Origin of the sequence: Cellulomonas aerilata, from assembly GCF_007991755.1 — a bacterium.
GTDB classification, from domain to species: Bacteria; Actinomycetota; Actinomycetes; order Actinomycetales; family Cellulomonadaceae; genus Pengzhenrongella; species Pengzhenrongella aerilata.
Genome location: NZ_BJYY01000013.1, coordinates 507,341 through 520,773, shown reverse-complemented (window position 1 = coordinate 520,773; position 13,433 = coordinate 507,341). Strand labels below are relative to the sequence as shown.

General features: G+C 67.7%; 8 protein-coding genes and 2 pseudogenes. 7 read left to right on the top strand and 3 right to left on the bottom strand.

What is annotated here, in order from left to right:
- Positions 1 to 198: 198 nt before the first annotated feature.
- Positions 199 to 2,724 (top strand): GmrSD restriction endonuclease domain-containing protein, encoded by a 2,526-nt coding sequence (locus tag CAE01nite_RS10395; RefSeq protein ID WP_146903698.1) that lies wholly within the window; start codon positions 199 to 201, stop codon positions 2,722 to 2,724.
- Between the two features lie 1,293 nt (positions 2,725 to 4,017).
- On the opposite strand, the pseudogene CAE01nite_RS10390 reads toward CAE01nite_RS10395, so the two are convergent.
- Positions 4,018 to 4,683: pseudogene (locus CAE01nite_RS10390) on the bottom strand (8-oxoguanine DNA glycosylase OGG fold protein); the annotation flags it as partial.
- A gap of 1,156 nt (positions 4,684 to 5,839) precedes the next feature.
- On the opposite strand from CAE01nite_RS10390, the gene CAE01nite_RS10385 reads away from it, so the two are divergent.
- The 6 genes and pseudogenes from CAE01nite_RS10385 (at position 5,840) to CAE01nite_RS10360 (ending at position 10,309) form a co-directional block, all read left to right on the top strand.
- Positions 5,840 to 6,205, top strand: a complete 366-nt coding sequence (locus CAE01nite_RS10385; RefSeq protein WP_146903693.1) for a hypothetical protein — start codon at positions 5,840 to 5,842, stop codon at positions 6,203 to 6,205.
- A 181-nt stretch (positions 6,206 to 6,386) separates the two neighbouring features.
- Positions 6,387 to 6,695 (top strand): hypothetical protein, encoded by a 309-nt coding sequence (locus CAE01nite_RS10380; protein WP_146903691.1) that lies wholly within the window; start codon positions 6,387 to 6,389, stop codon positions 6,693 to 6,695.
- Positions 6,692 to 7,870: a hypothetical protein gene (locus CAE01nite_RS10375; protein WP_146903689.1), complete on the top strand. Its 1,179-nt coding sequence runs from the start codon at positions 6,692 to 6,694 to the stop codon at positions 7,868 to 7,870. The genes CAE01nite_RS10380 and CAE01nite_RS10375 overlap by 4 nt, the downstream gene beginning before the upstream one ends.
- A 644-nt stretch (positions 7,871 to 8,514) precedes the next feature.
- A pseudogene (locus CAE01nite_RS18955) lies at positions 8,515 to 8,658 on the top strand (DUF2188 domain-containing protein); the annotation flags it as partial.
- Between the two features lie 47 nt (positions 8,659 to 8,705).
- A complete protein-coding gene (locus CAE01nite_RS10365) occupies positions 8,706 to 9,014 on the top strand; it encodes a hypothetical protein (protein ID WP_146903687.1) in 309 nt (102 codons plus the stop codon).
- Positions 9,011 to 10,309: a DNA-methyltransferase gene (locus CAE01nite_RS10360; protein ID WP_246131132.1), complete on the top strand. Its 1,299-nt coding sequence runs from the start codon at positions 9,011 to 9,013 to the stop codon at positions 10,307 to 10,309. Before CAE01nite_RS10365 ends, CAE01nite_RS10360 begins: the two co-directional genes overlap by 4 nt.
- Positions 10,310 to 10,325: 16 nt before the next feature.
- Here the strand turns inward: CAE01nite_RS10360 and CAE01nite_RS10355 are convergent, their stop codons facing one another.
- The gene (locus tag CAE01nite_RS10355) at positions 10,326 to 11,579 is read right to left on the bottom strand and encodes a hypothetical protein (protein ID WP_146903685.1); all 1,254 of its coding nucleotides are present in this window, start codon (positions 11,577 to 11,579) and stop codon (positions 10,326 to 10,328) included.
- On the bottom strand, positions 11,563 to 13,419 hold the full coding sequence (locus CAE01nite_RS10350; protein WP_146903682.1) for an AAA family ATPase: 1,857 nt from the start codon (positions 13,417 to 13,419) through the stop codon (positions 11,563 to 11,565). The genes CAE01nite_RS10355 and CAE01nite_RS10350 overlap by 17 nt, the downstream gene beginning before the upstream one ends.
- Between the last annotated feature and the right edge of the window lie 14 nt (positions 13,420 to 13,433).

The following is a 13,433-nucleotide window of genomic DNA, read 5'->3' as shown; positions in this document are numbered from 1 at the left end:
GACCGCGCCCTAACGCGCCCTAACGCGCCCTAACGCGCCGGCCTAGCAGCGCTGAACGCGGCCCGGATCAGCCCCGGTGCGTCGGGCGAGCACGCTTCCTATGTACGCGGATCTCTCTGAGGGAACGCGGCGAAGAGGCCTGAGACATCAGGGGCAGCGGACGACGCGCAGGCACCCGCTCTATGCCAGAGTCATCCCGTGGTCATTGCCAAGGAGACGACGCTGCAGGAGCTGCTCGAGGGCTCGAAGCAGTACCGCGTGCCCCTCTACCAGCGCACCTACTCCTGGGGAGAGGCACAACTCAAGCGCCTGTGGGACGACGTGGAGAAGCTCGCCGACGACCGCCAGCACGATCAGACGGCCACGCACTTCATCGGCTCTGTCGTCCTCGCCCCTAGCCCTGGCCTCGGCCCCGTCGGGGTGCAGGAGTACCTCGTCGTCGACGGCCAGCAGCGTTTGACGACGCTCACGCTGCTGCTGTGCGCCATCCGAGACCACCGTCAGGCGACGGAAGGTGGAGACCACCGGCAGCGCCTTGACGAACTGTTCCTCACGAACAAGTACAGGCCCGCCGCAGAGCGCCCGAAGGTCGTGCCGACACAGGCGGACCGCCCGGCGTACGAGGCCGTCCTGGATGCGACGCCGCAGGCGGGCGGGCCAGATCGGGTGGGTGCCGCGTACCGCTACTTCCGCAGTCAGTTGGTCCGTGTCGACGATGCCGACGACCCGTTGGATGTCGACCGTATCGAGGGCGCCGTCATCCGCGGGCTGTCGCTTGTGTCCGTCACGGCGCAGCCCGGCGACAACGCCTACCGAATCTTCGAGTCGCTCAACAACACCGGCCTTGCGCTCAAGCAGGGCGACCTTCTGCGCAACTACCTCTTCATGCGACTGCCCACGGCCGGCGAGCGTGTCTACAACGGCGTTTGGCTGCCGCTGCAGCAGGCGTTGAGCTCGGACGACCTGGAACTGCTGTTCTGGCTCGACCTGGTGCGCAAGGACAGCCGCATCAAGCAGACCGAAATCTACGAGCAGCAGCAGCGCCGGCTCGAGCGGCTGACCATGGAGACCGAGATTGAAGCGGAGGTGGCGCGCTTCGCCCGTCTCGGCCGACTCCTGCGCTCGGTACTCGACCCGGAGCAGGAGCATGACCCCAGCGTTCGACGGCGCCTCCAGCGACTGAAGGACTGGGGAACGACGACGGTCTACCCGTTGGCGCTGCACCTGCTGGACCTGCGTGAACGCGGACAGACCGACAGTGCCGCTGTAGCGCAGGCGCTGCTAGTGGTCGAAAGCTTTCTCGTGCGGCGACTGCTCATCGGCCGGGCTACGGCGAACATCAACCGCGTGCTGCTCGACGTCGTTCCGTCGCTGGACGAGAATCTGCCCGTCGACGAGGCGGTACACCGTTACCTGTCGTCTGGCCGCAAGTACTTCGCCCGCGACGACGACGTGCGCGCCGCGCTGCAGACAGTGCCGTTCTACCTCAACGGCCGGGCGCCCCAGCGCGCGCTGCTTCTCCGCTGGGTCGAGGAGACATACCACAACCGCGAGCCGGTGCAGGGCGATCGGCTTACGATCGAGCACGTTCTACCGCAGACCCTCACCGAATCGTGGCTTGAGGTGCTGTCCGAGGACGCCGGCGAGAACGAGGAGCCGGAGGATCTGCACCGAGAGCTACTGCACACCCTCGGCAACCTCACGCTGACCGGCTATAACTCGCCGCTCGGTAACAAGCCCTTCGCGGTCAAGCGCACGACGCTGCAGACCAGCGGTGTGGCCATGACAAGGGACATCGCCTCGCAGGAGCGGTGGGGTCGACCCGAGATCCTTGCCCGCGCCGACCGGCTCGCCGACCGCATCTGCGCCTACTGGCCCGCACCGCTCGCTGGCGTCCGCTCGGCTGGTGAGCCGGCATGGGACGTGCTGGAGGCGGCGGTCGCGGCGCTGCCGGCCGGGTCGTGGACTTCCTACCTCGACCTAGCGGCGCTAATCGGCAGCCACCAAGTGCCGGTGGGACAGCGCGTGGCCAATCACGAGATGCCAAACGCTCACCGCGTCCGCAAAAGCTCGGGCGCGGTCCCGCCCGGGTTCCGCTGGAACGACCCAGACCGAGACGACGACCCCACGGAGATGCTTCGCCAGGAAGGCGTTCCTGTCGACGAGCAAGGCCGCGCTGACCAGTCGCGCCGCATGCGCGTCGATGAACTGGCCGTTCTAGTTGGTCTCGACCCGGCCGAGCTCCCCGACGCCGTGCCGGACCTGGGCGAGGAGGACGAGGCTGCGAGCCGCTTCCAGGAGCAGCTCTATTCGGCCCACGAGCCGCCCGTGGCCAAGGCGGTGCTATCCGTGTTGGCCGCCTGGCAGGACATGGGCGGCGTGCTCGCGTACGGCTCGGCGGACGAGACGACGGCCTTCCTCATGGTCGACGAGCGCGACATCCGACACGGTGGAGTTTGGCCGGCGGCCATCTACCCCTCGGGCAAATTCGAGGTGGTCTTCCAGTGGATGCAGTACCGGCCGCCCTTCGACGACGTAGCGCTACGCGAGGCATTGCGGCAGCGGCTCAACGCCGTGCCAGGCGTCAACCTGCCGGCCGTCAAACTCGCAATGCGGCCTGGGTTCGAGGTGACGCTGCTCGCCGAGGGGCGGTCACAGGAGCGCCTGCTCGAGGCGCTGGCCTGGTTCCGCGGTACGGCGACGGCAGTCCGCAGTGCACCCTGAAGGGCAGCGCGCCGCGGCGGACAACCTCGCCCTGCAGGCCTGTGACCGCCAGGCGACATGAGTAGAGCACTATGGCGCCCCTCCTGCCCAGCGGCATGTCCGTGCGCGTCGATCGAGTCGGTCTGGGCGCAGGTGACAGGTGCTGGAAGCGGGAAGCGCGGCGTCGTGAACGCGCCATAAGCGACAGGCCAGGGAAACCTATGGCCAATACCGCACGGGGTTCTGGCCAGTGTCGCCGTACTGGGAGCCGACCAGGTCTGGCAGCGGCCTCCCGAGTCCGAACTCGACCCGCCCTGGGCGTTCAGCACTGGGCTCGACGCCGAGGTACTCCCACGCACCTACGACCCGTTGCTGCACCACAGCTGCGACTCCTACGGGAGGCTCGGACCGCACTCGCTCGATCGAGAGGCGCCATGACTTCCGAGCCCGTTCGCGGAGGGTCGTGTCGTCCAAACCCGCCGCGTCTGGGTTGAGTTTTACAAGGATCAATCGTTGATCGTCCGGCAAGGAGCGAGCCGCGCCGGGACTCGATGCGCCCCGTACGAGTGGACTGGCGCCGCGAACAGAAGTCACGGCGGCCTCCGCGATGAGCGCCACAACCTGATCCTGAGCCGCGTCACCACCACCGGCAATGTCGACGTAGGCCACGGCGGACTCCACTACAGTTCTATCGACGTGGATCTCATCGCCTTCGATTCGGGTACGCCCGTCGGTGGCAATCCATAACCGCGGCGGCGACTCGACGGCCGCATCGGAAAGCATGCGCCAAACATCGTCCGGGCATGACCCGCGCACGTCTTCGCGTAGCACCGCGAGTGCCTCATTGCGCCCGTTGTCGTCGGCGGCGCCGTGCCGGCAGATCTCGACGATCCGGGCCCGACCTAGCGCGCGCTGTCGAGGATCACTCGAACCGAGCATGTCTAGGGCCGCTTGGAAGCGGCGTCCCCACTCTTGCGCGCGACCGACGCGGTACACGAGCCATGCTCCGACGGCCGCGCCCACGAACGAGAGGACCGGTGATGCCCACTCAGCGACTGACATCTTGCTCCCGGGAGTTCGTGCTGTGAGGGAGACCTTGCCACGAGACCACGACCCGTGCCCCGGCGGCCAGCCCCCCGCAGGTGGTCCGTGTTTCGCGGGGCCGTTCTAGGAGAGCGAGAGGACTGAGCGCAAGTCCCGACTCGTCGCTCGTGAGACCGGCATGTGCAGACGGCCCGCGCGTGGCCCAGCGCGCCCGGTATGGCCGACAACGCCGAGCCGCAACCCAGGAGCCGTGTAACCCGTAACGCGTCGCTACGCGTTCTTGGTGGTTGTTCGCACCCGTCTCCGAGAGAGGTCACGCCCATGGGTGAAGTACGCCATCTCGATCGCGTCCGCCCGGACGTGCTCGCCAGTCGCCTCGGATTCTTGGCGGGCCATGCCGTGGGCGAGGTCCAGCCAGCGTCCATACGTCTCGGGTGACCAGCCGGCCTGCTCGGGGAGAGACCAACGGTGCAGGTCGTTCAGGGCGATCGCTACGAACTGATCGAGGATCAGGGCACGACCACATGAGCCGTCACCCGGGGCGGCGGCCGCGTAGAGAAACTTGGTGAAGAACGAAGCGCGCATGTGCTTGACGCGGTTCGGGCCGCCATCGTGCAACGCGGCGTAGGCGGCGACAGGCCCGTCCCTCTCCATGGTGTGCCGAGCAGAGGCAAGGCGTGCGTTGAGGTCGTCCGGCTGGGTGTCACGGAAGACTCGGGCGCGCCTTGGAGCGAGCCATCCGCCGTTTCCAGTTCCCCAGACGTTGCAGGCCAGGAGCAGCCTGCCGTCCGCGTTCGACGAGGTGAAATCGAAGCTGGTGAGAAGGTCGTGACGTGTGAAGTGGTGGTAACCGCGCCCCTGGACTGCGGCTGGTAGGTCGGCGAGGAACGCCCCCCATGACGCTTCCATCCTGGGCTGCCACCACGTGGGACGAAAAGTCGAAGCCGTGCGCCAGGACCTCTTGCCTGGTGGGCAGACTGTTGAGAACCGAAGTTGTCATGCAGTCACTGTGCCAGCCGTAGGTGGCTATGACGCGCGCTCCGCGGACGTTGCGCAGCCGCGGCGTGACGTGCCCTGCCGATTAAGAACGACCCTGGCAGGAGGACCACGGGACACACCTCAAGGCTCGGCCAGCCGGCAAGTGCGAGAGCTGACTGGCGCGTCACCCGGTGCGCGTGACCTGCGGCATGACCGGAAACTCATTGCGCCGTCGGGGCGTCCGCCAGACTGGGCGACGTGAGGAAGGACCGGGAGGGCGGAGGGCCGCGCGACCCGCTCCGCGACGAGGCATCGGGCGCCGGACCTGAGCGCGCGTTTCGACCGATGGGATCCGAACGATGCCACTGGGAGTGGTGTAGCGCTTGGCGTGATCTTCGTGCTGGTCAAGAGTGAGGGGCTAGTCGGTCGCCTTCGTGGTGTAGGGACGGGATTCAGGCGGGACTTGGCCAGGACGTCCAGGGGTTGGTCCACACTGATCGCAAGCACACCCGACGGAGGACCGGATGCCGGCACGCACGAACTTCGACTCGCTTGACGACGCAATGGCTGCACTCGGTGTCCCGATCGAGAGCCGAGCGCTTGCACGTGCGCTTACGCCCGACGTCCCGTCGGAGATCTGGATGCCCGCAAAGAGTCCCTACATCGCAGTACGCCCACTCGGCGAACGCGTGGTTGAGACGTACGTGAACCGCACGTACATCGACCAGTAGCTCGCCCCCACACGCTACAAGCGGACGCACATCGTCGGCGGGATCGCAGATGGGCCCCACTAGCAGGCGGCCAAGCAAACTCCGGGAGAACGGGTGTTGGCACTCGCGGGGCGCCCCATGACGGGGACCCGGCCCGGGCATCAGGACGACACGGAGCCGGCAGACACCCTTACGGTCGCGCGCGCTCTCGCGGCAGATCCGTGCGGGCGTAGCCGCCCGCACTGCGGCATGAGCGAGCGCGTGCCCTGACCCCCGCCCGATCGATCAGCCGCTTGGGCTCGCCGACAACGGCTCAGCGATGCCCTACACGTGCTGAATTCGGTTTACGCATCACGTCGCAGGGGCAATGGACGCGCGGGCGCGACACGGGAAAGAGGTCAGCCGTGATCTTCCGGATCTCGTTCGTTCTCGCGGCACTGTACGTCAACTTCTCCCAGAAGTACTTCCCAACGAACATAATGGCCCGCTGGATGCGCCAGCCGGGTCACCTGCGCTTCGCCTGGCCGCTGTCCGTCGGCCTATACCTCACCTACTACGGCGTCGCTCGCTGGATCCACTCGGTCCCCGCGACCGAAACCAGCGGCTGGCTCCAGTTCGCGCTCGCGTTCGCGTGCCTTGATGCCCTGGAGTTCGCCTGCGGCGCCGTCGTGTGGCCATTCATGGGCACCTACCGCGGGCTGCGACACGCCACGCGGGCGGCCGAGATCGGCTACGACGCCTGGCGCAGCGAACGCACCCACGACGACTGACCGCCGGCCCGGCCCCCGTCGCAAACACGGCCGGGTGGCCCTGCCTGCACACCTGAGCATGAAACGACGCCGTACTGCCGCAAGGCAGCAAGCGCGTCGCGATCGCGCACACTCAGGAGCACACGTTGACCAACAATGAAGCCGCCGAGCCGGCGCCCGCGCGCAACATCACCAACAGCACGTGGTGTACGCGGCTACCCGCGCCGCTCTCATCGGCCTGGCCGAGACCGTCCCGTGGAACAGCCTCCTGGACTACGACATCGCGGTCGAACTCCTCGACGCGCTCTACGACCCCTTCGACCTGCCCGCAGCCGACCCACCACCGGCCCCCTCCAGGCAGTGCTTGCACGACCAGGCCCGCAGCGGCCTCGACGCCCTGACCCGCTACGCGAAAGACCGCGGAGTGCTGAGGGTGTGCCGCAGCATCCTGGACGTCACCTGGGCGGCCGACCCCGACCACACCACGCCCGACGCCGGCGGCCAGCGATGACCTACGGCGAGGTAAACAACGACGTCCGCGCCGCCGTCGCCGACCTGTTCGGGTACCGGCGCATCACCTACTACCTCGGCGCCTCCAGCAACGGAGCAGCCCCAGCCTGGGGGAGTCCCGAGCAAGCCCGGACCTCCGCCGACCTCGTCCAGCGCTACCGCGCGGTCGTGTGGAAGTACGCACACCGCGTCGTCCAGACCGCCAACCCACCCGGCGCGAGCGCGCCCGTATGGAATCTGCCCCTGCGCCTGGCCGCCCTCATGGACGAGAACGCGCCGAGAGCCGAGCTCCTACCTGGAGAGCGGGGAGCCAACCTCGACGAGCTCGCCACACGCCAGCCGGTCGAACTCGTCGAGATCTGGCGGCGCGCCGCCGCAGCGGCGGTGATCGGCCTCGACCGGGAGCTGGTCACGCTCGGCAGCCAGCTGGAACGCCCACACCGCTTGGTGCTCATCGAGGATGCCGCCGAACTCAGCCTGGCGCTCATCCGGCTCGACGGTCGCTACCGGTGGGCCCCCGGTTGGCGGCTCCTCGGCGACCGCAGCCGGCCAGCGGACACCCAATACGCGGGACGCGGCGGACACAGGCACCAGGCCACCGGTCTCGTCTCCACCGCTTTCATGACGGTGGAGTGGGCGAGCGAGCACATCACTCACGACGCGTATGTCGTTGACCAGGTTGGCTGGCGGCCTCGGCCGAAGCTCATCGAGTCGACGTCGACGGACCCAGTCGACAGCGCGATCGACGCCCTGCACAACACGGCTGTACATCTCCAGCGCGAGTTTCCTCGAGCACTCGCGATCCGCGGACTATCAAGGCTCAGCCGGCTGACATCCCTTCACGCGGCACGCCTCGCCGAGGTCGTCGGCTCCTCAGCCGCAAAGCAGGTATTTGACACGCGCGCTAAGTCCTACGGAGCGCTCAATTCCATCCTGCGTACCTCGATCGGCGGGAACCTCGGCGGCGGCGACCACGCCCTCGCCGAAGCGACAATCGCGCTCAGCCGCCTCGCGCGCACGCAGACAGCGACCTCGGAACAGATCGAACGACTCCTCGACGAGTGCGCCGAGATCGATGAAGCCCTCAGTACGCGACTGCGGCATGGAATTAAGGACCACCGCTACTTCGTCGCCAACGAGCGCCACCTGGCGGCAACGCCGGACGGTGCGGTTTAACGGTCCGTCCCACACTACGAACAGGTAGCCGGGCGCACCTACTCGGAGCTGTTTGGCCACGCCCGAACACTCCAGCGGGTGCCGGGCCAACCGCCCACGAACCTGGACTTGGTCGACGCACGAGGGCAGCTGGCGGCACTACTGGACTCCGTCGCTCGCTCCGGCACCTTGGCGGAAAAGCAATGCATCAGCACACCGAGCCTGTCCGAACCGGTCCAAGTGCCAAGAGAGACCGATCCGGCCGTCGCCATGTAGCCCAGGTGTAGCTGTCCCTGCAGCAGACTCGGATGTCCGCAGTCTCTGGCCACGGTGCTCTCGCCCGCCCTCCTAAAGGGGCATCGACACGACAAGGCCGTCGTCCCGGGTGGCCGCACGTTGGGTGAAGGCTGCGTTGATGAGGTTGCGCGCCGGCGTCCGCGGCGACTTCGGATGTAGCTCGGCGGTGGGGTCGTTGCGCCACGGCTACCTGCGAGTATGTCGGCTCGAACGAGCGAGCACGTGCCCCGGCCGGGTGAGCGCCAGAGCGCACCACTTGCAGGTGAGATGTGGGAGGCGCCTGTCACCCTCATGGTGCGGGGGGCCGGGCTTCGCGCGGGGCGAGAGGCACGAGCAGTGGCTACTGATAGGAACGTGTCCCGGACCCGGCCGGCGGCTGGAAGGTCACCGGCGGCGGTTCGCGGGCGTCCGCGCACACCGACACGCAGGCCGAGGCGATCGAACGTGCGAAGGCGATCGTCGGCAACGCGGGCGGCCACGAGGAAGCTGTTGGTCACTTAGCAGACACGTAGCGGCATGTCGTGGACACCTAGAGATCTCCGCGAGATAGGGTTCTGACGTGCCTAGCCACCGCGTCCTGACGTTGTCGTTCGAGCTTCATGTGCCCGAGGGCCTCCGGGCGAACATCCGGGGCGCTCGGATCGACGCCGCGATAGTGGCCCTCAAGTCTGCGGTCCAGAGCCTCGCGCCAAGCCACTTCCCCTGGGCGGATCGGATCGTGGTGAGGTCGGAGTGGTCGTACCGCTGGCTGGACAGCACCGATGTGATCACGATGCCGCCCACTCCCGATAACACCGTCACAGAGGGAGCGAGCGGCGTCCCAGACGATCTTGAGCTCGAGCGTCTGGGCCCGGGGGAGGCTCGGTGACCCGCCTCACGCCGCCTAGGTCTCTGCCCGACGTGAAGCCGGTCACGCCGGTGGCCCGGCTGGACCGGACTCGCTACGCCGACTCCTCGACACGCGTAGCGATCGAGGATGTCGCGAGCGTGGTGGGGATGTCGAAGACGTTCATCCGCCGAGTGCTCGGTGCTCCGGTGAACACCCTCACTGCTGGCCAAGTCATAGAACTCCTCGACCAAGACGCGTATGCCGAGACGTTCGTCCGGCGGAGCCAGGTGCTCGACTACCTGTTCGCAACTGCTGCGGGGCGAGTCGAAGCCTCGCCTGACCCGATCAGTCTGGAGGACGGCGAGGCTTTCGAGCTCCTCGAGGGTGACGCACTCGACCTCATCCCTCGGATTCCCGCAGGGAGCGTGGACTGTGTCGTCACCTCGACTCCGTACTGGGCCATGCGCGTCTACAAGGCGTCGCACTTTGTCACCTGGGCGGACGGCGAAGTTTGTCCGTACGGACACGAGCAGACGCCCGAAGGGTTCGTCCGCCACACCACTGAGTTGCTATACCGGCTCATCCCTGCACTTGCCGACCACGGCAGCATCTGGTGGAACGTTATGGACACGTTCAACACTCGCACGCAGATCCGGGGCAACGCCGCCGAGGCGCTGCGAGCGATGCAGGGGCACGACAAGCGAGCGTGGGCAGAGCACGAGAGCCGGCGCTACAGCGCCGGCCACGCCTACCTCAAGGATGGCGAGCAGTGCCAAATTCCTGCTCAAATTGCAGCGCGCGCCAGCCGCCTCGGGTACTACGTAAAGAGCACCATCACCTGGGCAAAGCCGTACACTACCCCTGAGCCGCAGAACTCCCGGGTGAGCCGAAGCTTGGAGTACGTCCTCCACCTTTCCAAGCACCGCACGCCCCGGTTTAGCCGAGACGCCTACCGGCAGCTGCCGCCCACGCTCGGCGGCCGCAACACTCTCCTGGAGACCGACAAGCTTTCGGACGTCTGGCATTTGGCCACCTCACAGGGCGGCGGACACGGCGCGCAGTTCCCGCTGGCGCTGCCCGCGCGGTGCATCGGCCTGACGACCAACGCGGGCGACGTCGTCCTCGATCCTTTTGTGGGCAGCGGTACGAGCGGCGTAGCCGCCCGGTCGCTCGGACGCCGATTCTTGGGGATTGACGTCGCGCCGGAGTACCTTGCTCAGGCGGAAGAGTTGATCGGCATGGTCGAGTCGACCGCTTTCGGCGCCTACGGAGACCACGCTTCCCGCGCGCCCTCCCACGACGACGTCTCGGTCACCCGGGCGGCGAAGGCGTAGTTACGGTCGCGTACGACTACGTGCGCGGGTCTGTGCCGGAACCGAGGAACGCCCGCACCACGTCGGGCAGTGCCGTAGGAGAGGTGACGCCGACCCGCCGCGCGGTGTGCGGGCCGTGAAGGCTCGTATCGCTCGAGCCGGTGACGACGCCGTCCGGCCCGACGACGTACGTCCAGATTTCGTCAGCGACGTCGACGCGGAGCTCGCTCGCGTAGGCCAATGCCTGGAGGTAGCCGTTGCGGCCGACGTAGCGAGCGTCGCCGAACTTGCACTCGAGCACCAACGCCCGACGTCCCACGACGTCGAGTAGGAGGATGTCGGGTCCGATCGCACCTGGCTGCATCCCAAGCGCTCGAAGGGCATCTCGATAAGGCGACCTGCTTGCGTGACGGCTCCATACCCCGGCCGCTTCGAACCAGACCTCGAGAGGCGGTGACCCGTCGGGCCAGTGAGCGAGGTACTGGGGGCGTCCGCCGGTGGCGGACAGGGGAGCGCGCCACCGGAGCTCGGCACCTTCGTCCCGCAATGCCCCGAGTACCTCCCCGAGCACGCCGATGTGGAAGAGCCTCCACCGCAGACTTTCCAGGGGGTAGATCACCTCGAGGGCGAGATCCTCCAAGTGGTGCTGATAGCGCAGGTACGTCGAGCTCACCGGGGCCAGCAAGTTCCATGGATTTCCCGCACGAGCAACGGCAGCAAGGTCTGCCGGCGCCGGCTCGGGTGCTTCGTCGTCTCCGACGTAGACCTCGAGTAGGCGCGCGGCCGCTGCCATCTGAAGTTTAATCGTTGTGTCGGCTCCCGGAAGAATCGCGGTGGCGTGACGAACGGTGGTGAGCACCTGGGGGAGGGTCCAAAGGAGTGTGCTCACCAATAGCTCGTCGGCCTGAGACGTTCGCCTCCGGCCGATGAACGTGGACGGTGGCCACCCGTGACGGCGGGCGGTCTGCGCCCAGTCCGTAGGACGTAGCGGCCGCGCGGAGACCACACGTTGTGAGTTCGTCACCGCGGGCAGCGCCTCGCTCCAGTCGCGCAAGCGTGTCGGCCATCGCTCGAGCTGTGGCTGCAGCCGCTCGAGCAGCACCCGGTGCGCTCGGCGGGTGACATCGCGCTCGCTCCACTGGCGCTCAGCAAGGGGCGTGTCGTCCTCGCCCTCGACCGCCGCCAGGTCAGCCCAGAGCGTGGAACTGAGCGAACCCTGGCCGCTCCAGCCACCGAGCAGCTCGCGAAGGCGACCGGTCGGAACCGGGTACGGGTCAGCCGAGATAGACACGGTGCTCGACGACCCATGCCCACTGTCGCGGGCTCAGCGCCGCCGGGGAGCCCTCCGTGACCTTCTGGCCGAGGAGCTCGATCGTCTCGGTGTCGTAGGTCGAGAGGTACTTGCCGACCCGCACGAGGTACGCCTCAGCCAGCAGCTCGTCGAGCAGCTGGCCATCACTCGCGCTCGATGTTTGCGCCGATGCGGCGGCCTGCTCGTCCGCACGCGGCTCCAGGTCAAGCGCCTCGTCACCGATCGGCGGCACCTCTACCTCAGCAGCCGGTTCACGCTCCCCGACGGCCGCTGAGGGCCAGTGTGAGGACAGCACGTACTCGATCATCCGCAGGAACACCGCCGGCCCCAACTGCGTCGCGGGGTCCTCGAAGTGGGCGCGGTACAGAGCCGCGACACGCTGCAAGAGGCCGGTCGGCACCGGCGCCGCGGCGCCGTCCTCCTGGCGCTCGAGCAGCGTGACGAACTGGTCCGGATTCAGGGGCGGGACCGGCACGATCGCAAACCGCCGGCTCAGCGCGACGCCGAAACGGAAAACCCTCTGAGCGTCCTGCGGGTTGTAGGTGCCCAGCAGGCGCCAGTCGGTCCCAGCGTTGAAGGACACCTCCGCGGCCTGGCCCGCTTCGACCGCCAAGCCTTCCGCCGGCTCGACAGTGCTCGCCTGTGATTCGATGTTCCATCCCAGAGTCACTCGCGTCGGGTTTCCCGGACCCAGAGTCCCGAGTTCGACCGGGTCCATCGAGAGCCACGTGAGCAACGCACCGAAGATCTTGTCCATGTCGGCGCGGTTGGTCTCATCGAGCAGCAGCCATCGGTCAGCTTCGATCGCATCGAGGACCGCTCCAGAGCCATAGCGAAGCCCGTCGGCCGTGGGCGCGTGGCCGCCGATCAGCTCGAAGCTGGTCCAGCTCTCGTCCGGGGTCCTCGTCAGGGGCAGCCGTGGGGGTGCGCTCAGCCCCAGAAGTCCGGGATTGTCCTGCGCTCGGGCGATCAGCCGCTTGAGCAAGGTGTTCTTGCCGCTTCCTGGAGGGCCCACCAAGAGCACTGCTCGGTAGGTGCGCACAGCCGTCTCGAGCATGCGCTCCACGCGCGAGTCAACGACGACGTCGCCAACGACGTCGTACGACGTCCCGGCCACTGCCTCGGTGACCTGCATCGGCTGTACCGCGCCAACGCCTGGGAGCAGCGACGCCGGCAACTTGTCCGGGGCGAACTCCTCGGCGGGGGCGCCTGCAAGCAGCGGCACGCCGAGCGGTTCCCGCGTTGTAAACGCGTCGAGCTCCGCCTCGGACAAGGGAACCACCGCGCCCCCGTCCAAGCGACCGAGGTAGTCGCGCAGCGCGTCCCTGGCGGCCGCCTCGTCCTCCACGGACGTGTTGCGCAGGAGAACTGCGGCGAGCGCACTCCACGAGGGGCGACGGTCGGGCCTGTTTGCCTCTCGCAGGAAGCTCCCCATGATGACGGCGGCGTCTGCGCGGGGCCCGCCACGGAAATCGTTCGCCCGCACGCCGTGCGGCCGGTCAAACTCGTTGAAGAGCTTGGTCGCCATCCGCTCCTGGCGGGTGGCGATGTTCCACGCGCTGCTCCTGCCGGCGCCCTCGAGCGGCCCCCACATGTCCCTGAACAGGTAGCAACGCCCCTGCTCAGGCCGATCCGGGAGAAGGCCGAACATTTCGACAACGACGTCCGTAGCGGTGCTGATCTCGGCGGGGAGCCCGCGGCGCCGGAGCCTGTACGCCGCGAGCAGCGCGTCGAACGCCGCCCCCTGTTCGGTGCGCAACTGGAGAGCACGGCAGTGGCGGATGGCGGTCTCTACGGCGACAGTGCTAGCGCGGGGCACGACGTCACCCTAGA

Excerpts from the sequence above, each read along its gene's own strand:
- CAE01nite_RS10375 (WP_146903689.1), top strand. The coding sequence starts at position 6,692 with ATGACCTACGGCGAGGTAAACAACGACGTCCGCGCCGCCGTCGCCGAC.